The sequence below is a fragment of the Sphingomonas profundi genome (assembly GCF_009739515.1).
In the GTDB taxonomy this organism is placed as follows: Bacteria; Pseudomonadota; Alphaproteobacteria; order Sphingomonadales; family Sphingomonadaceae; genus Alterirhizorhabdus; species Alterirhizorhabdus profundi.
The window spans coordinates 3,457,501-3,474,649 of the sequence record NZ_CP046535.1; the positions used below are offsets into that span (position 1 = coordinate 3,457,501).

15 protein-coding genes and 1 pseudogene (1 of these 16 cut by a window edge) are annotated in these 17,149 nt (G+C 70.5%); 5 read left to right on the top strand and 11 right to left on the bottom strand.

Annotation, left to right across the window (positions count from 1 at the left end):
* The 3 genes from GNT64_RS16545 to GNT64_RS16555 all read right to left on the bottom strand — a co-directional run.
* On the bottom strand, positions 1-370 hold the 5' end (the start) of the coding sequence (locus GNT64_RS16545) for a 4-(cytidine 5'-diphospho)-2-C-methyl-D-erythritol kinase (RefSeq protein ID WP_156680512.1). Its footprint begins 488 nt before the window's first position; only the first 370 of its 858 coding nucleotides appear in the window; the start codon lies at positions 368-370; the stop codon falls past the left edge of the window.
* A complete protein-coding gene (locus GNT64_RS16550; RefSeq protein WP_156680513.1) occupies positions 370-2,028 on the bottom strand; it encodes a tetratricopeptide repeat protein in 1,659 nt (552 codons plus the stop codon). The genes GNT64_RS16545 and GNT64_RS16550 overlap by 1 nt, the downstream gene beginning before the upstream one ends.
* Positions 2,029-2,133: 105 nt before the next feature.
* Positions 2,134-3,786, bottom strand: coding sequence for an electron transfer flavoprotein-ubiquinone oxidoreductase (locus tag GNT64_RS16555; protein ID WP_156680514.1), 1,653 nt, complete (start codon positions 3,784-3,786; stop codon positions 2,134-2,136).
* A 140-nt stretch (positions 3,787-3,926) separates the two neighbouring features.
* On the opposite strand from GNT64_RS16555, the gene GNT64_RS16560 reads away from it, so the two are divergent.
* The 3 genes from GNT64_RS16560 to moaB all read left to right on the top strand — a co-directional run bounded on the left by GNT64_RS16560 (position 3,927) and on the right by moaB (position 6,974).
* Entirely contained in the window at positions 3,927-4,628 is a 702-nt protein-coding gene (locus GNT64_RS16560; RefSeq protein WP_231639058.1) for a uracil-DNA glycosylase family protein, read from the top strand.
* A complete protein-coding gene (locus tag GNT64_RS16565) occupies positions 4,625-6,364 on the top strand; it encodes a lytic transglycosylase domain-containing protein (protein WP_156680515.1) in 1,740 nt (579 codons plus the stop codon). Before GNT64_RS16560 ends, GNT64_RS16565 begins: the two co-directional genes overlap by 4 nt.
* An 82-nt stretch (positions 6,365-6,446) precedes the next feature.
* Positions 6,447-6,974 carry a molybdenum cofactor biosynthesis protein B gene (moaB, locus tag GNT64_RS16570; protein ID WP_156680516.1) on the top strand — a complete coding sequence of 176 codons (528 nt, stop codon included), beginning with the start codon at positions 6,447-6,449 and terminating at the stop codon, positions 6,972-6,974.
* A gap of 74 nt (positions 6,975-7,048) precedes the next feature.
* Here moaB and GNT64_RS16575 read toward each other — a convergent pair whose 3' ends face one another.
* Complete coding sequence (locus GNT64_RS16575) at positions 7,049-7,669, bottom strand: retropepsin-like aspartic protease family protein (RefSeq protein WP_156680517.1); 621 nt, start codon at positions 7,667-7,669, stop codon at positions 7,049-7,051.
* Between the two features lie 109 nt (positions 7,670-7,778).
* On the opposite strand from GNT64_RS16575, the pseudogene GNT64_RS21620 reads away from it, so the two are divergent.
* Positions 7,779-8,022 (top strand): annotated as a pseudogene (locus GNT64_RS21620) (PA0069 family radical SAM protein); the annotation flags it as partial.
* A 384-nt stretch (positions 8,023-8,406) separates the two neighbouring features.
* Positions 8,407-9,477 (top strand): PA0069 family radical SAM protein, encoded by a 1,071-nt coding sequence (locus tag GNT64_RS16585; protein WP_156680519.1) that lies wholly within the window; start codon positions 8,407-8,409, stop codon positions 9,475-9,477.
* 302 nt (positions 9,478-9,779) lie between these two features.
* Here the strand turns inward: GNT64_RS16585 and dnaE are convergent, their stop codons facing one another.
* From dnaE to GNT64_RS16620, 7 genes are all read right to left on the bottom strand, one after another.
* Positions 9,780-13,286 carry a DNA polymerase III subunit alpha gene (gene dnaE / locus GNT64_RS16590; RefSeq protein ID WP_156680520.1) on the bottom strand — a complete coding sequence of 1,169 codons (3,507 nt, stop codon included), beginning with the start codon at positions 13,284-13,286 and terminating at the stop codon, positions 9,780-9,782.
* A 42-nt stretch (positions 13,287-13,328) separates the two neighbouring features.
* Complete coding sequence (locus tag GNT64_RS16595; RefSeq protein ID WP_197277047.1) at positions 13,329-13,691, bottom strand: energy transducer TonB; 363 nt, start codon at positions 13,689-13,691, stop codon at positions 13,329-13,331.
* Positions 13,692-13,704: 13 nt separating this feature from the next.
* Complete coding sequence (gene xth, locus GNT64_RS16600) at positions 13,705-14,475, bottom strand: exodeoxyribonuclease III (protein WP_156680522.1); 771 nt, start codon at positions 14,473-14,475, stop codon at positions 13,705-13,707.
* Between the two features lie 62 nt (positions 14,476-14,537).
* The gene (gene erpA / locus GNT64_RS16605) at positions 14,538-14,870 is read right to left on the bottom strand and encodes an iron-sulfur cluster insertion protein ErpA (protein ID WP_156680523.1); all 333 of its coding nucleotides are present in this window, start codon (positions 14,868-14,870) and stop codon (positions 14,538-14,540) included.
* Positions 14,871-14,944: 74 nt separating this feature from the next.
* Positions 14,945-15,730 (bottom strand): M23 family metallopeptidase, encoded by a 786-nt coding sequence (locus GNT64_RS16610; RefSeq protein WP_156680524.1) that lies wholly within the window; start codon positions 15,728-15,730, stop codon positions 14,945-14,947.
* Between the two features lie 91 nt (positions 15,731-15,821).
* Entirely contained in the window at positions 15,822-16,667 is an 846-nt protein-coding gene (locus tag GNT64_RS16615) for a ferritin-like domain-containing protein (protein WP_156680525.1), read from the bottom strand.
* Positions 16,657-17,145, bottom strand: a complete 489-nt coding sequence (locus GNT64_RS16620; protein WP_156681711.1) for a peroxiredoxin — start codon at positions 17,143-17,145, stop codon at positions 16,657-16,659. Before GNT64_RS16620 ends, GNT64_RS16615 begins: the two co-directional genes overlap by 11 nt.
* Between the last annotated feature and the right edge of the window lie 4 nt (positions 17,146-17,149).

Sequence of the window (17,149 nt, forward strand, 5' to 3'; positions counted from 1 at the left end):
ACAGGGCCGCCAGCGCCCGCAGCGCCGCCGCCGCATCGGCCGATCCGCCGCCGATGCCGGATGCGACCGGCAGCCGCTTGTCCAGCCGCAGGGCCGCGCCCGCCGTCACGCCGAACGCGTCGCGCAGCGCCACCGCCGCGCGCAGCACGAGATTGTCGGCCGGATCGTCCCCGGCCAGCGCCGCCGCGAACGGGCCGGTCACGGTCAGCTCAAGCCCGTCGGCGGGCGCCGCCGTCAGCCGGTCGCCGTCGGCGGCGAAGGCGAACAGCGTCTCCAGCGCGTGATAGCCGTCCGGCCGGCGATGGCGGACGTGCAAAGCGAGATTGATCTTGGCGAAGGCCGTCTCCTCGACGGTGCCCGGTTCGTCCATCAGGGCGCCGCCACCGCCTGGCTCCACCCGGTATCGATCTTGGCGCGGATGCGCGCGGCATCCTTCTCCTCGGCGAACACCAGCGCCGCGCGCCAGGCGTAGCGCGCCTCGTAACGGCGGCCGATCGTCCAGTAGGCGTCGCCCAGATGCTCGTTGATCGTCGGCTCGGAGGGTTCGGAGGCGACCGCCGCCTCCAGGGTCGCGATCGCCTTCGGCACGTCACCGCGCAGGAAATAGGTCCAGCCGAGCGAATCGGTGATCGCCGCATCGTCCGGCCGCAGCCGGCTCGCCCGCTCGATCAGCTGCTCGGCCGCCGGCAGGTTGATCCGCCGCTCCAGCTGCGCGTAGCCGAGGTAGTTGAGCGCGGATGCCTGGTCCGGCGCGATCCGCACGGCCTCCTCCAGCAGCGCCTTGGCCTGCGGCCAGTCGCCGGCGCGGTCCAGCGCGCCGCCGCGCTGCAGCAGCAGCGACCAGCGATCCTTGTTGCCGGCCGCGTCGTTCAGCGCCAGCGCGCGGCCAAAGGCATCGGCCGCCTCGGCATGATGCTCCAGCTCGTTCTGCAGCTGGCCCACGCGCACCCAATCCTCGGCCGTCGCGTCCGGCGCCTTAGCCTCGACGAGTGCCTCGCCCAGCGCCTTGTCGGTCTCGCCGCGCCGCACCAGCAGCTGCACGCGGGCGAAGCGGGCCGCCTCGGCGAAGGGATCGGTCGGCTTCACCTCGGCCACCGCGGCCAGCGCCGCATCATATTGCTCGGCCGCGCTCAGTATCTCGCTCGTCACCAGCCACGTCTCGGCATTTTCGGGCGCGAGGAAGGTGGAGAGCCGCGCCAGGGTTAGCGACACCGGCGTCACCCGCTCGCGATTGATGTCGATCGCGGTGCGTGCCAGCAGCTCGGCGATGCCGCCCGCCGCATCGGTGATCGCGCCGGGCAGCGGCCGGCCCGCCGCCAGCAGCCGGCGCGCGGCGGTGAGGGCGGTATCGTCGCCGGCGAGCAGCGCCTGCGCGCCCGCGCGGTCGCCGCGCTTCGCCAGGATCGCCGCGGCCGCCAGCCGCAGCCGCACCGCCCGCCCGCCGAGCCCGCCCGCCTGCGCGCGGATCGCCGCGACGCCGTCGGCCGTCCGCCCCGTGGCCAGCGCGATCAGCGCGCGATGCTCGGCCGCATAGGCGATGGCGATGGCGCCGCCGCGCTGCGCCGCATCCAGCGCCGCCACCGGGTCGCCGCTCTTGCTGCTCTGGGCGATCCAGGCGCGCAGCACCGGCACCGCGAAGCCGTAGACGCCCTCCGCCTCGATCCGGTCGATAGCCTGCGTCGCGCCTTTCCAGTCGGAGAGCAGCACCGCCTCGCTCAGCAGCAGCAGCCGCCCGTCGGACGGCAGCAGCCCCTTGGCGTCGAGCATGCGCGCGGTGCGGACCGCGAGCGGCCTGTCGCCGGCCGCGATCGCCTGGCGGAAGGTGCGCAACGCCAGCACCGTATCGTCCGGAGATTCGGCCAGCACCGCCGCATAGCCGCGCGCCGCCGCTTCGGTACGGCCGGCAGCGTCCGCCGCCCGCGCCCGCATGTAGCGCGCATAGGGCGAACCCGCCTCCTCGCGTACCGCCGCCTCGCCGGCGGACGCGATCAGCGCCACGGCGATCAGCCCGAGACCATAAGCCCGCATCGTCACACTCCGTGCCCCGGCGCGGCAGGATAGAGAGGCGCCCGCCTGCCCGCCAGCGCGATGTTCGGGCGCTCGCATGTCCACTCGATCCCGCGTCGGCGGCGATCACATGTTAGGATAGTTCGGCCCGCCGCCGCCCTCGGGCACCACCCAATTGATGTTCTGGGTGGGATCCTTGATGTCGCACGTCTTGCAGTGGACGCAGTTCTGCGCGTTGATCTGCAGCCGCGGATCGCCCGCCTCCTGCCCGACGATCTCGTACACGCCCGCCGGGCAGTAGCGCTGCTCCGGGCTGTCGTAGAGCGCCAGGTTCACGTCCACCGGCACCGAGGCGTCCTTCAGGGTCAGGTGGATCGGCTGGTCCTCCTCGTGATTGGTGTTCGAGAGGAACACGGAGGAGAGCCGGTCGAAGCTGATGACGCCGTCCGGCTTCGGATAGCGGATCGGCTTCACCATGTCCTTGCGGTACAGCTGCTCGCTGTCGCGATGATGCTTGAAGGTGAACGGCAGGCCGATCTTGAAGGTCCGCATCATCATGTCGACATAGGCGATGCCGGTGCCCACCGTCTGGCCGAACTTGGCGACGGCCGGCTCGGCGTTGCGCACCACCTTCAGCTCGGTGGCGATCCAGCTGTCGTGCAGCGTCTCGGAATAGCGCGTCAGCTCGTCGCCCTCGCGCCCGCCCGTCACCGCCGCATAAGCCGCCTCGGCCGCCAGCATGCCCGATTTCATCGCCGTGTGCGTGCCCTTGATGCGCGGCACGTTGACGAAGCCGGCCGAGCAGCCGATCAGCGCGCCGCCCGGGAAGGTCAGCTTCGGCACGCTCTGCCAGCCGCCCTCGTTGATCGCCCGCGCGCCGTAGCTGATGCGCCGGCCGCCCTCCAGGATCGCGCGGATCTCCGGATGCTGCTTCCAGCGCTGGAACTCCTCGAACGGCGAGAGATGCGGGTTGCGGTAGCCCAGGCCCACGACGAAGCCAAGCGCCACCTGGTTGTTGGCCTGGTGGTAGAGGAAGCCGCCGCCCACCGTATCATTGTCCAGCGGCCAGCCCTGGGTGTGGATCACCCGGCCCGGCACGTGCTTGTCGGCCGGGATGTCCCACAATTCCTTGATGCCCAGGCCGTACACCTGCGGCTGGCACTCCGCTTCCAGGTCGAAGATGCGCTTCAGCTCCTTCGTCAGATGGCCGCGTACGCCTTCGGCGAAGAAGGTGTATTTGGCGTGCAACTCCATGCCGGGCATGTAGTCCGGCTTGTGGGTGCCGTCGCGCGCCACGCCCATGTCGCCGGTGGCGACGCCCTTCACCAAGCCCTTGTCGTCGAACAGGATCTCGGCGGCGGCGAAGCCGGGGAAGATCTCCACGCCCAAAGCCTCGGCCTGCCCGCCCAGCCAGCGGCAGAGATTGCCTAGCGAGCCCGTATAGGTGCCCTTGTTGTTCATGAAGCGCGGCATCACCGCGTGCGGCAGCGCGATCTTCTTGCGATCGGTCAGCATCCAGTGGTGGTTCTCCACCACCGGCACCGTGAGCGGGCAGTCCTGCTCGCGCCAGTCCGGGATCAGCTCGTCCAGCGCCTTGGGATCGATCACCGCGCCGGACAGGATGTGAGCGCCCACCTCCGATCCCTTCTCCAGCACGCAGACGGAAATCTCGGTGTCTGTCTCCGCCGCCAGCTGCTTCAACCGAATCGCCGCGGAGAGGCCCGCAGGTCCGGCACCGACGATAACGACGTCATATGCCATCGATTCGCGCGTACTCATGCCGTTTGGTTCCCTTCGATTCCGCAGCGTGCCATCCGGTCGTCGCACGCAGCCAACGGTCCGCCACGTCGCCGATGCCTGTTGATTGACCCGATCGTCAACATCGCAGTCTAACCATTTGAGTGGGGCCGGGGAATATCTTGAACGCGGGCGACGCGGCCGAAGCGGCGACCAGCGCGCTCGACTGGTGGCGCCTCGCCGGTGTCGACATGGTGGCGGCGGACACGCCGCGCAACTGGCTCGCCCGCGCCGCCGCGCCACCGCCACCGATGGTTTCGCCTGCGGAGCCGGCGGATAGCCTGCCCGCCGATCTCGCCGCCCTGCGCCTCGCTCTCGCCGCCCTGCCGGTCGCGGGCGCCGGCGAGGAGCGGCTGATGCCGGAAGGCGATCCCGCCGCGGGCCTGATGCTGCTGCTCGACATGCCGGACGGTGACGACGCGCTCGAAGGCCGCCTGCTCGCCGGGCCGGCCGGTCGCCTGCTCGATCGCATGCTCGGCGCCATCGGGCGCGATCGCGCCTCCGTCTACCTCGCCACGATCCTGCCGGCGCGTCCGGCCGGCGGCCAGCTGGACCGGGTCGACGCGGCGCCCGCCATCCGCCTCGCCGCCCGCCACGTCGCCCTTGCCGCCCCGCGCGCGCTGCTGCTCTGCGGGGATGGGGCGACGCGCGCGCTGCTCGGCACCTCGATGCTCGCGGCGCGCGGGCGTATACACAAGATTAACCATGACGGGGGCACGGTCCCCGCGATCGCGACCTTCCATCCCTGCCGTCTGCTCGAACAACCGGCGCAGAAGGCTGGGGCCTGGGCGGATCTGCGCCTGTTGCTGGGGGAATTCGGATGATTCGCATCCTGTTGACGGCCACGCTGCTGCTCGGCACCGCCCTGCCCGCGCTCGCGGCGACGCCCGCACCCCTCGCGTCGGCCGTCCCCGCCTTGCTCGATGCCAAGGCGCGCGACGATTATCGCGCGGTGTTCGCCGCCATCCGCTCCGGTGACTGGAGCGCCGCCGCCGCCCGCCTCGATGCCCTGCCGGACGGTCTCCTCACCCCGTTTGCCCGCGCCGAGCTGTTCCTCGCCAAGGGCTCGCCGCGGGTGGAGGCGGATCCGCTCGTCGCCCTGCTCGGCCAGGCGCCGGATCTGCCGCAGGCCGCCCAGCTCGCCGGCCTCGCTCGCAAGCGCGGGGTCGAGACGCTGCCGGACCTGCCGGCCGAGAACGCGCTCAAGCGGATGAGCGCGGCGCCCCGCCGCCAGTCCGCCCGCTCGATCCGCAGCGATGCCGCCGCCATGGCGCTCGGCGCGCAGGTGATCCCGCTCATCAAGGACGACCGGCCGAGCGACGCGGAGGGGCTGCTGATCGCCGCCGAGCCGCAACTCTGCGCCGAGGCGCAGACGGAGTGGCAGCAGCGCATCGCCTGGTCCTACTTCCTCACCGGCGACGATGTCTCCGCCCGCCGCCTGGCCGATCGCGCCCGCGTGGGGCTGGGCGAGTGGGCGGTGCAGGCGGATTGGGTCGCCGGCCTCGCCGCCTGGCGCCAGAAGGATTATGACGCCGCCGGCGCCGCCTTCGCCAACGTCGCCGCCCGCGCTCGCGATACGGAGATGACGGCCGCCGGCCTGTTCTGGGCCGCCCGCGCCGATCTGGCCGCCGGCCATCCGGAAAAGGTGCAGGCGCGCCTGCGCACCGCCAGCCGCCTGCCCGAGACCTTCTACGGCCTGCTGGCGGGCGGTGCGCTCGGCCAGGCGCTGCCGGCGCGGCTCGACGGCCCGCAGTTCGTCGCGGCGGACTGGTCCGTCCTCTCGCAGCGGCGCAACATCCGCGTCGCCGCCGCCCTCACCGAGATCGGCGAATATTCGCTGGCCGATACCGCCCTGCGCCACCAGGCGCGGATCGGCGACGCCCGCGATCACGAGGCCCTGCTCCACCTCGCCGCCCGCCTGAACCTGCCCTCGGCGCAGATCTGGCTCGCCCAGAACGGCCCGGCCGGCGCCAGCATGTCGGCCGGCGCGCGCTATCCGGCGCCGGCGTGGAGCCCGCGTAGCGGCTGGCGCGTCGACAGGTCGCTCGTCTTCGCCCACGCCCTCCAGGAATCGCAGTTCCGCGCCGATGCGGTGAGCCCGGCCGGCGCGCGCGGCCTGCTACAGCTGCTGCCCGGCACCGCCCAGCTGATCGATCGCCATCGCGGCTCCAGCTTCGGCAGCAACCTCAACGATCCGCAGACGAACATCGAATATGGCCAGGCCTATCTGGAGGAGCTGCGCGACGGCGGCGGCACCGGCGGCCTGCTGCCCAAGGTGATCGCCGCCTACAATGCCGGCCCCGGATCGGTGATGAAGTGGAACGACCGGCGCCGCGACGGCGGCGATCCGCTGCTGTTCATCGAATCCATCCCCTTCGCCGAAACGCGCGGCTACGTCGCCGTCGTGCTGCGCAATTACTGGATGTACCAGCGCCAGGCCGGCGTGAAGTCGGAGAGCCTGCGCGCCATCGCCCAGGGCATGTGGCCCAAATTTCCGGGCCTGCCCGGCCGCACCGCCGTCCGCTTGGACAGCATCGGCGGCGTCGCCGCGGCGGACTGACGCTACGCCGCGACAGCGGCGGCGTGGCGCATCTTACCCGAATCCGGTTCAGGATGACGGCCGATCCGGCTATCCCGTCCTCATGCCGCTAGACAAATCCCGCATGTTCCTCCCCGTCCGCATCGCCGCGCTCACCGTGTCCGACACGCGCGGCCCGGCCGACGACCGCTCCGGCGACACCCTCGTCGCCCGCCTCGAAGCCGCCGGCCACATCCTCGCCGATCGCGCGATCGTGCGTGACGACGTCGCGCTGATCGTCGCCCGCCTCCGTGCCTGGATCGACGACCCGGCGGTCGACTGCGTCATCACCACCGGCGGCACCGGCGTCACCGGACGGGACGTCACGCCAGAGGCGCTCGCGGCCGTGTGGGACAAGGAGATACCCGGCTTCGGCGAGCTGTTCCGCTGGCTCAGCTACCAGACGATCGGCACCTCCACCGTCCAGTCCCGCGCCACCGCCGGCGTGGCGCGCGGCACCTACATCTTCGCCCTCCCCGGCTCCACCGGCGCGGTGAAGGACGCGTGGGACGGCATCCTCGCCAGCCAGCTCGACAGCCGCCACCGCCCCTGCAACTTCGTCGAACTCATGCCCCGGCTGATGGAGCGGTGATACCTCGGATCGGCGCCGACTGCGGTTCCCAACATGCTCGCTCGCAACAGCAGCCCCGCCTCACCTCTCACTGATCACCCCGCCCCTTGCGGATGATGCGGCACCAGCACCAGCGTCCGCCCCTCCACCCGCCACGATTGCAGGCGCGAGAGGAAGTTCATGCCGATCACGTTCGTCTCGCCGAACGCGGGGGAGACGACCACCGCCAGGTCGCGCGCCACGATGTTGCCCAGCCGCATCTCGCCGATCTCGGAGGATTGCGCCGCGATCGTGCCGTTGGCGGTGCGGATCAGCAGCGGGAACGGCTCCTGCCGCACGGCCAGCCCCGCCTCGCCCGCCGTGGCGGACGAGATCGCGGTGAAGGTCGCGCCGCTGTCCACCAGCATCCGCCGCTCGATGCCGCCGAAGCGCACGTTCGCCCAGAAATGCCCGTCTGGCGCCATGCGGATGCGCAGTTCCCTGCCCACCACCTCCTGCTTGTCGAACAGGCCGGCGATCGATCCGAGATACGGGTCCAGCCGCGCCCGCTGGTCGAGCGCGAAGTAGAGGCCCGCGCCGATCGCCAGCCACACGGCCAGGTTCACCACCGGCCCGACGATCGGCAGGCGGCGCAGCACCAGCAGGACGATGAGCCCGGCCGGAATGAGGATGGCGAGCGGAGCCTCCGCCCAGAGTTTCAGGATGCTGTCGAACATGATCCGCTGATCGCAAGGAAGCGCCTTCTCGGCACAACCCCATGTATGGATGCCGGCCGGCCGATCCAATGGCGTTGGACAGCAGTCATGTTCCTGTTATGTTCGCTCCATGGCGACTCATGGCAGAGGTGCGACGCAGAACGGCGCCAGCCGCCGCTTCAACCTGCCCGCGCGAGGAGGATGGCGACTGGCAGGACGAGCGCGACGCCATCGATGGAGCGGCGCCGCGCCTGCGCACCACCGTCACCATCGAGCAGCCGCGCACGATCATCACCCGCAACCAGTCGCCCGACATCGGTTTCGATCGCTCGATCAACCCGTATCGCGGCTGCGAGCAGCCCCGCAACGGTTGTGCAATGTCTAACTTGAGTGAGAAGCGGACGTTAGCGCCGGTCAGTAGTGTCGGAGTTGAGCCGTTGACGCATCCACAAGCCCCATACGAACTGAACCAGATTGATGGCACCTACGACGCCCAGCAAGGGCCAGAGCCACCGGTCCCATGCAGTGGGGATGCCTCCGAAGACATCGAAGTGGAGAGCCGCCCAGAGCAGTCCGAAGAACGTAAGTCCACCGACCCACAGTTGGATGGAGTTGCGTGTGTCCGTTGTCACTCCCTGCGCTCCCTTCCAGAGCGTTAGGCTGCACAATCTGGGGAATGTCCGCAAGTGGGGCGATAGCTGCAGAACGGCAATTTCGCTCCATTGCGAGTTGGTTCCTTTTATGTTCTGGTCCACGCCATGTCCAAGATCGCTGGCAGAGGCGCAACTGCAAACGCAACGAGCAGACGATTCAACCTGCCCGAGCGAGAAGCTGATGGTGACTGGCTCGATCAGCAGCAATGCGTAGATGGGCTACAGCCGAAGCCTCGCACTACGGTCGGAATTATCACGCCCCGGAAAATTATCACTTATAATCAGTCACCTGACATCGGATTCGATCGTTCGATAAACCCGTTTGCAGGCTGCGAGCATGGCTGCATCTACTGCTTCGCCCGGCCGACCCACGCCTTCCACGATCTCTCGCCCGGCCTCGACTTCGAATCCCGGCTGTTCGCCAAGCCCGATGCCGCCGCCCTGCTGCGCGCCGAGCTCGCCACGCCCTCCTACCGGGTGGAGCGGATCGCCCTCGGCACCAACACCGATCCCTATCAGCCGATCGAAGGCGAGTGGCGCATCACCCGCGCCGTGATCGAGGTGCTGGCGGAATCGCGCCACCCGCTGACGATCACCACCAAGTCCGATCGCGTCGCGCGCGACGTGGATCTGCTCGGCGACATGGGGCGTAGCGGCCTCGCTGCCGTCGTCCTGTCCGTCACCTCGCTCGATCCGGGCACCGCCCGCACGCTGGAGCCGCGCGCGCCGCACCCGCGCCGCCGCCTCGCCGCGATCCGCCGGCTCAGCGATGCCGGCGTGCCCACCTTCGTGTCGCTCGCCCCCGTCATCCCGGCGATCAACGATCATGAGATGGAGGACATCCTCGCCGCCGCGGCCGAAGCTGGCGCGATCGGCGCCTTCTTCCTCCCCGTCCGCCTGCCGCACGAGGTGGCGCCGCTGTTCCGCGCGTGGCTGGAGGCGCACCACCCCGATCGCGCGGCCAAGGTGATGGGCATCATCCAGTCCCTGCGCGGCGGCCGCGACAATGATCCGGATTTCCACACCCGCATGAAGGGGCAGGGGCCATGGGCGGACCTGCTGCGCACGCGCTTCACGATCGCGCGCCGCAAGGCGGGGCTGGCCGGCGCCGGCATCATGCTGCGCACCGATCTGTTCCGCCCGCCCGAGAAGCACGGCCAGCTGCGCCTGCTCTGACCCCGCAGACATACCCTCCCTTCCCCAAGCCCCCTCCCTTTCCCCAAGCCCCCTCCTTCCCCCGAGCCCCTCCCTTTCCCCGAGCGAAGTCGAGGGGCGCGGAGCGAGCGAAGCGTAGCCGGGAACCCTCGCTCTCACACGGCAGCGCAAGGCGTGTCTCGACTGCGCTCGACACAAGGGGTGCATCCCGTGCAGCCAGTTCGCATCGAGGCCGCCGATCAGACCAGAACGACTCGGCACATCCCGGCAGACACCGGCCGCGCCTTCCCCTTACCCCGCCACAGCAGGCGGTCGGGCGCGCCTCAGGCCACCAGTTCCAGCTTCGCCTTCACCGTGGCCAGCCGCGCCATCACGCCGGGCACCCGCTCGATCCGCGCCGCCAGTTCCGCGTCCAGCAGAAAGTCGCGACCCAGCAGCACCGTCGCCTCGCCGCCATCCGGCAGCAGCGCCTTCAGCCGCATCTCGCCGCGCCCGCCGCGCGCCTCGCCCACGATCGCGGCGATCCGCTCCACCGCCGCCGGATCGCGCGTCTCGATGTCCAGCCGCAGGCGGGCGTTGCTCGCTAGGCCCTCGAACGGCTGCACCCGCCGAACCGTGACGCGCGGGGTCTCGTCGCCGTCGCGCCGGTCGAGCTCCACCGACAGCAGGGCGCAGCCACCGAGCTTGGCGGCCACCTCCAGGTCGGCCGAGACATCCTCGTCGAAGCACGTCGCGACGAACTGGCCGGAGGCGTCGCTCAACGTCGCCATCAGATAGCGCCGGCCCTTGGCCGATGCCCGCCAGCGCGCCTCCTCCACCAGCACCGCCATCGTCGCCGTGGGGGAGGCGGGGCGCCCGCTCGCGCTCCACTCGCCGCGCGGCTCGGGCGCGGGCATCGGCAGCGCGCAGATCGCGCCGAAGGTGAGCGCGCCGTGGCTCGCCGCCAGATGCGCGTAGCGATCGGTGGGATGGGCGGAGAAGTAGAAGCCGAACGCCTCCTTCTCCGCCGCCATCCGCTCGGCGATCGTCCAGTGCTGCACCGCCGGCAGGCGTACATGCGCGTCGGCACCGGCATCGCCGCCGAACAGGCCGCCCTGGCCGCGCTCGCGATCGCCCGTCACCCGCGCCGCTTCGGAGAGGATCGTCTCGGCCCCGGCCAGCACCGCCGCCCGCTCGGCGCTGATCGCGTCGAACGCGCCCGCGCCCGCCAGCGCCTCCAGCTGGCGCCGGTTCAGCAGCCGCGGATCGACCCGGCCGGCGAAGTCGTCCAGATCGGCGAACGGCCCCTTCGCCCGCCGCTCCTCCACCAGCTGCTCCATCGCCTTCTCGCCCACGCCCTTCAGCGCGCCCAGGGCGAAGCGCACCGCGCCGTCCTGCACCGCGAACTCCGCCTCGCTCGCATTGATGCACGGGGGCAGCACCGTCACCTCGGCGCGGCGCATGTCGTCCACCCAGATGGCCAGCTTGTCGGTCAGCGCCATGTCGTAGCACATCGATGCGGCGAAGAACTCGGCCTTGTGGTGCGCCTTCATCCACGCGGTGTGATAGGCGACCAGCGCGTAGGCGGCGGCGTGGCTCTTGTTGAAGCCGTAGCCGGCGAACTTGTCGATCAGGTCGAACAGCTCGTTCGCCTTGCCCGGCGCGATGCCGTTCGCGCTCTGGCAGCCCTCGACGAAGATCTGGCGCTGCGCGTCCATCTCCGCCTTGATCTTCTTGCCCATCGCGCGGCGCAGCAGGTCCGCGCCGCCCAGCGTGTAGCCGGCCAGCACCTGCGCCGCCTGCATCACCTGCTCCTGATAGACGAAGATCCCGTAGGTCTCCTTCAGGATCGGCTCCAGCAGCGCGTGCGGGTAGGCGATCTCCTCCTGCCCGTTCTTGCGTCGGCCGAACATCGGGATATTGTCCATCGGCCCCGGCCGGTAGAGCGAGACGAGGGCGATGATGTCCTCGAAGCAGGTCGGCTTCACCGCCGCCAGGGTGCGCCGCATCCCCTCCGATTCCAGCTGGAACACACCCACCGTGTTGCCGCTCTGGAGCAGTTCGTAGACGGCCGGATCGTCCCACTCCAGCCGGTCCAGCGCCACCGCCACGCCGCGCCGCGCCAGCATCTGCACCGCCTTCTGCAGCACGGAGAGCGTCTTCAGGCCCAGGAAGTCGAACTTCACCAGTCCGGCGCCCTCGACATATTTCATGTCGAACTGCGTCACCGGCATGTCCGATCGCGGATCGCGGTACAGCGGCACCAACTTGTCCAGCCGCCGGTCGCCGATCACCACGCCGGCCGCGTGGGTGGAGGAGTGGCGCGGCAGCCCTTCCAGCTTCATCGCCAGATCCAGCAGGCGCGTCACCTGCCGATCATTCTTATATTCGGTGTGCAGCTCGGCCACGCCGTCGATCGCGCGCTTCAGGGTCCACGGGTCGGTCGGGTGGTTGGGCACCAGCTTGGCCAGGCGATCGACCTGCCCGTAGCTCATCTGCAGCACCCGGCCCGTGTCCTTCAGCACCGCGCGCGCCTTCAGCCGGCCGAAGGTGATGATCTGCGCCACCTGGTCGCGGCCATATTTCTCCTGCACGTAGCGGATCACCTCGCCGCGCCGGGTTTCGCAGAAGTCGATGTCGAAGTCGGGCATCGATACCCGCTCCGGGTTCAGGAACCGCTCGAACAGCAGTCCCAGCTTCAGCGGGTCGAGGTCGGTAATGGTCAGCGCCCAGGCGACGACCGAGCCCGCGCCGGAGCCGCGGCCCGGCCCCACCGGAATATCGTGGTCCTTGGCCCATTTGATGAAGTCGGCGACGATCAGGAAGTAGCCGGGAAAGCCCATGCCGACGATCACGTCGATCTCGAACTCAAGCCGCGCGAAATAGGCGGCGCGGTCCACCGCCGCGCCGATCGTCGCCAGCCGCGCCTCCAGCCCGGCACGCGCGTCCCGCCGCAGCAGGTCCGCCTCGGCGTCGCGATCGCCGGCGAGGCTCGGCAGGATCGGCTTGCGGCTGGGCGCCGCGAAGGCGCAGCGCTGCGCCACCACCAGCGTGTTCGCGATCGCCTCCGGCACGTCCTCGAACAGGGCGGCCATCGTCTCGGCCGGCTTCAGCCACGCCTCGGGCGAGGAGCAGGTGCGCCCCTCGGTCTCCAGGTAGGAGGAGCTGGCGATGCACAGCATCACGTCGTGCGCGGCGTGGAAGTCAGGCTCGGCGAAGCAGGCCGGGTTGGTCGCCACCAGCGGCAGGTCGCGCGCATAGGCCAGGTCGATCAGCGCCGCCTCCGCCCGCTCCTCCGCCTCCATGCCGCGCCGCGCCAGCTCGACGTAGAGACGGCCGGGGAACAGCCCCTCCAGCCGGTCGAGATAGGCGCGGGCGGCATCGTGCTGCTCCTCGGCCAGCAGCCGCGTCACCGCGCCCTCGCCGCCGGCGGTCAGCGCGATCAGCCCGTCCGTCCGCCCCTCCAGCGCGGCGAGCGGCACATGCGCCTCCTCGTGGACCGGCCGGTCGAGATGCGCCGCCGAGACCAGCGCGCACAGATTGTCGTAGCCGGTCGCATCCTGCGCATAGAGCGCCAGCCAGTCGAGCGTCAGCGCCTTCGCATCACGGTCGCCGCCCTCGCGCTGCGGCCGGGCGATGGCGAGCATCGTGCCGACGATCGGCTGCACGCCATCCTTCCTGGCCGCATCGGAGAAGGCCATCGCGCCGTAGAGCCCGTTGCGATCGGTGATCGCCGCCGCCGGAAAGGCGAGCGCCCGCGCCTGCTTGGCGATCGCCTTGGGATCGATCGCACCCTCCAGCATCGTATAGGCGGAGAAGATGCGCAGGGGAACGAACGGGGCGTAAGGCATGTGGTGATTATGGGGCGGGATCGGGCGGAGGGGAAGCGTCCGCTACCGCGGCGCCGCTACGGCCGCGACGTCCGGAGCCGGGCGCGGGATGATCCAGCGCAGCTTGCGCGCATAAGTCGATTGCACCGGATTTCCCGCCGCGTCGACCGCAGGCTTGAACTGCCCCGTCCTGGTCAGTTGAACGCAGGTCTGACGATCCAGGTTGACGTTGCCGCTCGTCTCGGTGATCCTGCACCCGACGACCTTGCCGCTCTTGGCGACCTTGACCTCGAAGCCGACCACGCCCTCGATCCCGGCCTTCAGCTCGGCAGGCGGATAATCGAGCTGCACGGACACGAGCTGCGCCAGCGCCGGGGAAGCGATCATCAGCAGCAGCACGCCACCCACCGACCTGATCCAGCGCATCGATCCCTCCCCCCTACCGCAGCACCACCCAGGTCGGCACATGGTCGCTGGCCTTCTCGCGGCCGCGGATCGCCTTGTCGACGCCGGCGTCCGCCAGCCGGTCCGCCGCCGCCGGGCTCAGCAGCAGATGGTCGATGCGGAAGCCGGCGTCGCGCGCCCAGGCGCCGGCCTGATAGTCCCAGAAGGTGTAGAGGCGGCCGCTCGGGTGGCGCGCGCGGATCGCGTCCGTCCAGCCCTGCGCCAGCAGCGCGCGGAAGGCGGCGCGGCTCTCCGGCTGGGTCAGCGCGTCGCCGGCCATCGCGCGGACGGAGAAGGTGTCCTCGTCCTGCGGGATCACGTTATAGTCGCCGGCCAGCACCACTGGCCGCTCTCCGGCGAACAGGCCCTCGGCGTGGCAGCGCAGCCGCTCCATCCAGGCGAGCTTGTAGTCGAACTTCGGCCCCGGCTGGGGATTGCCGTTGGGCAGGTAGATCGATCCCACGGTCACGCCGCCGACCACCGCCTCGATATAGCGGCTGTGGGCATCCTCGGGATCACCCGGCAGGCCGCGCCCGGTCTCCTCCGGATCGCACCCCTTGGCCAGGATGGCGACGCCGTTGAACCCCTTCTGGCCGTGCCACACCGCGCCGTAGCCGGCGTCGCGTATTTCCGCCTCCGGAAAGATCTCGTCGGCGCATTTCAGCTCCTGCAGGCAGGCGACGTCCGGCTTCGCTTCCTCCAGCCACTCGATCAGGCGAGGCAGGCGGCTGCGGATGCCGTTCACATTATAGGTGGCGATCTTCATGGCGCCGACGTTAGCGGCTGCCGGCCGCCGCGTCATCCCGGCGGGGGAGCGACCGCGCTCCGTCAGATCGAGAAGCTGGATCCGCAGCCGCAGCCGGACGCCGCATTGGGGTTCGTCACGCGGAAGGCCGCGCCGCCTAGCGATTCGACGAAGTCCACCGCCGCGCCCTGCACCAGATCGAGGCTCATCGGATCGACCACCAGGGTCACGCCGTCGCGCACCGCCACGGCATCGTCGCCCTCCACCGTGTCGGCCAGGCCGAAGCGGTACTGGAAGCCGGCGCAGCCGCCGCCGTCCACCGCCAGCCGCAGGATCGCCGGCTTGCCCTGCTTCGCCGCGATCGCGGCGACGCGCCGGGCGGCGGATGGGGTCAGATCGATCGGGTGCTCGGACATTGCGTGAAGATAGGCGCTCAGGCGTCCGCCGACAATGGCGGCGGCACCCGCCCGGCCTGCCGCTTCCGCCGGGTTCAGCTCTCCGGGCCGCCCAGCGCCAGCGGCGCGCTCACGCGCGGGCCGGTGCGGTTCTGCATCGCCACGAGATAGTCGGCCGACTGGAGGAACGGCACCGGGTTCACCGCATGCCCGTCCAGCCGCACTTCATAGTGGAGGTGGCTGCCGGTCGATCGCCCGGTCGAGCCCATCAGCGCGATCAGGTCGCCGCGCTTCACCCGATCGCCCGCATGGGCGATGATCCGGGAGAGGTGGCCGTAGCGCGTCGCGATACCGCGGCCGTGATCGATCTCGACGAGGTTGCCGTAGCCGTTGGCCCACTCGCCGCGCGCTACCACGCCGTCGGCCGTGGCGTAGATCGGCGTGCCCTGCGGCCCGGCCAGATCGATGCCGGCGTGCATCGCCGCGCCGCCGCGGAACGGATCGGAACGGACGCCGAAGCCGCTGGTGAAAGCCACGCTCGTGCGGATCGGCTTGGCCGACGGTACGGAGATGGTGCCCTGCTGGATCATGCCCGGCTGGAAATTGTCCTGCTTCTTCCAGGAGAGGAACAGCGAGCGGAACTGCGGATCGGCATCGTTCACCGGCGTCGCGGAGAGCGGCTCGTACGGGCCGCCCTCGGCCAGCATCGGCTTGGCGGCGGACTTCGCCGTGGCGTGCACCCGGCGGCCGCGCGCCTCGGCAGGGTCGCTCATCGCGGCGAAGGGAACGGCGCCCAGCAGCATGGCGATCAGTGCCGGCGTGCCGATCCGGCGGAACCTTTCCGCCACCGCCGACTTTATCCTGTTGATAGCCAACGTCATCAAGTCCCCCAGCGACCGGGTCGGTTCGGCCCATCGCCGGATCCGGCTAAGGCCATGATTATTCGGCCGACTGCGAGACTTGCCTCTCCCGCTACGACGCGGGCTCTTGGTGCTTAACGATGTTCGTCTCAGCAACCCCAAAGTAGAAATCCCGGGTTAGACCGGCTGTCTCGCGCGCTGAGTCGTTGAACGGCGGCTTAACCGCGCCGCGAAAGCCCTGTGCGACGAGGCGCCGCCACGTCGCCGCGGGCTCCTCGCGCTGCACCGCACAAATCGAGTCGAACCAGCGTACCCCGCACGCCACATGGCCGATCTCGTCCGCCAATATCCGTCGCAGGATGCGGCCGGATCGGCTGTCGCCCGCCGCCTCGAAGCGGGCGATCATCGCCGGCGTCACATCCAGCCCGCGCGCCTCCAGCACCATCGGCACGATCGCCAGCCGCGCCTGCGCATCGCCCGCGGTGGCCGCCGCCGCCTCCCACAGCCCGTCATGCGCCGGCAGGTCGCCATAGGCCGCGCCCAGCGCGTGCAGCCGGCGGGCGATCAGCGCGAAGTGCATCGCCTCCTCGGCGCCCACGCGCAGCCACTCGGTCGTGAAGGCGCGGGGAAAGCGATCGCCGAACCGCCCGACCAGATCGAAGGCGAGGTCGATCGCGACATATTCGATGTGCGCCACCGCGTGCAGCATGGCGATGCGCGTGCGCGGGCTGCCCGCCCGGCCGCGCTTGGGCATGCGCGCCGGCGGCAGCAGCGGCGGCCGTGCGCCCCGCGCCGGCGTGATCGGCATCTCCACGTCGAACGCCCAGGCGATCCGGCCCGCCCGCCACTCCCGCGCCGCTGCCCGCGCCGCCTTCACCTTGGCGAGCGGATCGGCGGCGAGCAGCACGCCGCGCGCCGCCGCCGCCACGCTCCTGCCCGGGGCCGGCTCAGCCGGCATGCGGCTCCTGCGATCCCTTCAGCGCGCGCGCCGCCGCCAGCACCTCCTCGGCGTGGCCCGGCACCTTAACCTTGCGCCACGCCCGCGCGATGCGGCCCTCGCCGTCGATCAGGAAGGTCGATCGGTCGATGCCCATATATTTGCGGCCGTACATGCTCTTCTCGGTCCAGGTGCCGAACGCCTCGCACACGCTGTCGTCGCTGTCGGTCGCCAGCGCCACCTTCAGGCCGTGCTTGTCGATGAACTTGCTCTTGCCCTTCGACGTGCCCTTGGAGACGCCCAGTATGTGCGCGCCCTCCATCTCGAACGCCGCCTTCAGGCTGGAAAAGTCGAGCGCCTCGGCGGTGCAGCCGGACGTGTCGTCCTTCGGGTAGAAGAACAGCACCAGCGTGCCGCCGCGCATGGCCGAAAGCGGCAGGCGGCCGCCATCGGGCGTCTCCAGGGTCACGTCCGGCGCCAGATCACCTTCGTTCAGCATCCCG

What these genes read in the sequence shown, in the direction of transcription:
- moaB (WP_156680516.1), top strand. Translation starts at nt 6,447, where the DNA reads ATGCCGCTAGACAAATCCCGCATGTTCCTCCCCGTCCGCATCGCCGCG.
- erpA (WP_156680523.1), bottom strand. Translation starts at nt 14,870, where the DNA reads ATGTCCGAGCACCCGATCGATCTGACCCCATCCGCCGCCCGGCGCGTC.
- GNT64_RS16550 (WP_156680513.1), bottom strand. Translation starts at nt 2,028, where the DNA reads ATGCGGGCTTATGGTCTCGGGCTGATCGCCGTGGCGCTGATCGCGTCC.
- GNT64_RS16615 (WP_156680525.1), bottom strand. Translation starts at nt 16,667, where the DNA reads ATGCCGGCTGAGCCGGCCCCGGGCAGGAGCGTGGCGGCGGCGGCGCGC.
- GNT64_RS16585 (WP_156680519.1), top strand. Translation starts at nt 8,407, where the DNA reads ATGTCCAAGATCGCTGGCAGAGGCGCAACTGCAAACGCAACGAGCAGA.
- GNT64_RS16565 (WP_156680515.1), top strand. Translation starts at nt 4,625, where the DNA reads ATGATTCGCATCCTGTTGACGGCCACGCTGCTGCTCGGCACCGCCCTG.
- GNT64_RS16610 (WP_156680524.1), bottom strand. Translation starts at nt 15,730, where the DNA reads ATGACGTTGGCTATCAACAGGATAAAGTCGGCGGTGGCGGAAAGGTTC.
- GNT64_RS16555 (WP_156680514.1), bottom strand. Translation starts at nt 3,786, where the DNA reads ATGAGTACGCGCGAATCGATGGCATATGACGTCGTTATCGTCGGTGCC.
- dnaE (WP_156680520.1), bottom strand. Translation starts at nt 13,286, where the DNA reads ATGCCTTACGCCCCGTTCGTTCCCCTGCGCATCTTCTCCGCCTATACG.
- GNT64_RS16620 (WP_156681711.1), bottom strand. Translation starts at nt 17,145, where the DNA reads ATGCTGAACGAAGGTGATCTGGCGCCGGACGTGACCCTGGAGACGCCC.
- GNT64_RS16575 (WP_156680517.1), bottom strand. Translation starts at nt 7,669, where the DNA reads ATGTTCGACAGCATCCTGAAACTCTGGGCGGAGGCTCCGCTCGCCATC.
- xth (WP_156680522.1), bottom strand. Translation starts at nt 14,475, where the DNA reads ATGAAGATCGCCACCTATAATGTGAACGGCATCCGCAGCCGCCTGCCT.
- GNT64_RS16595 (WP_197277047.1), bottom strand. Translation starts at nt 13,691, where the DNA reads ATGCGCTGGATCAGGTCGGTGGGTGGCGTGCTGCTGCTGATGATCGCT.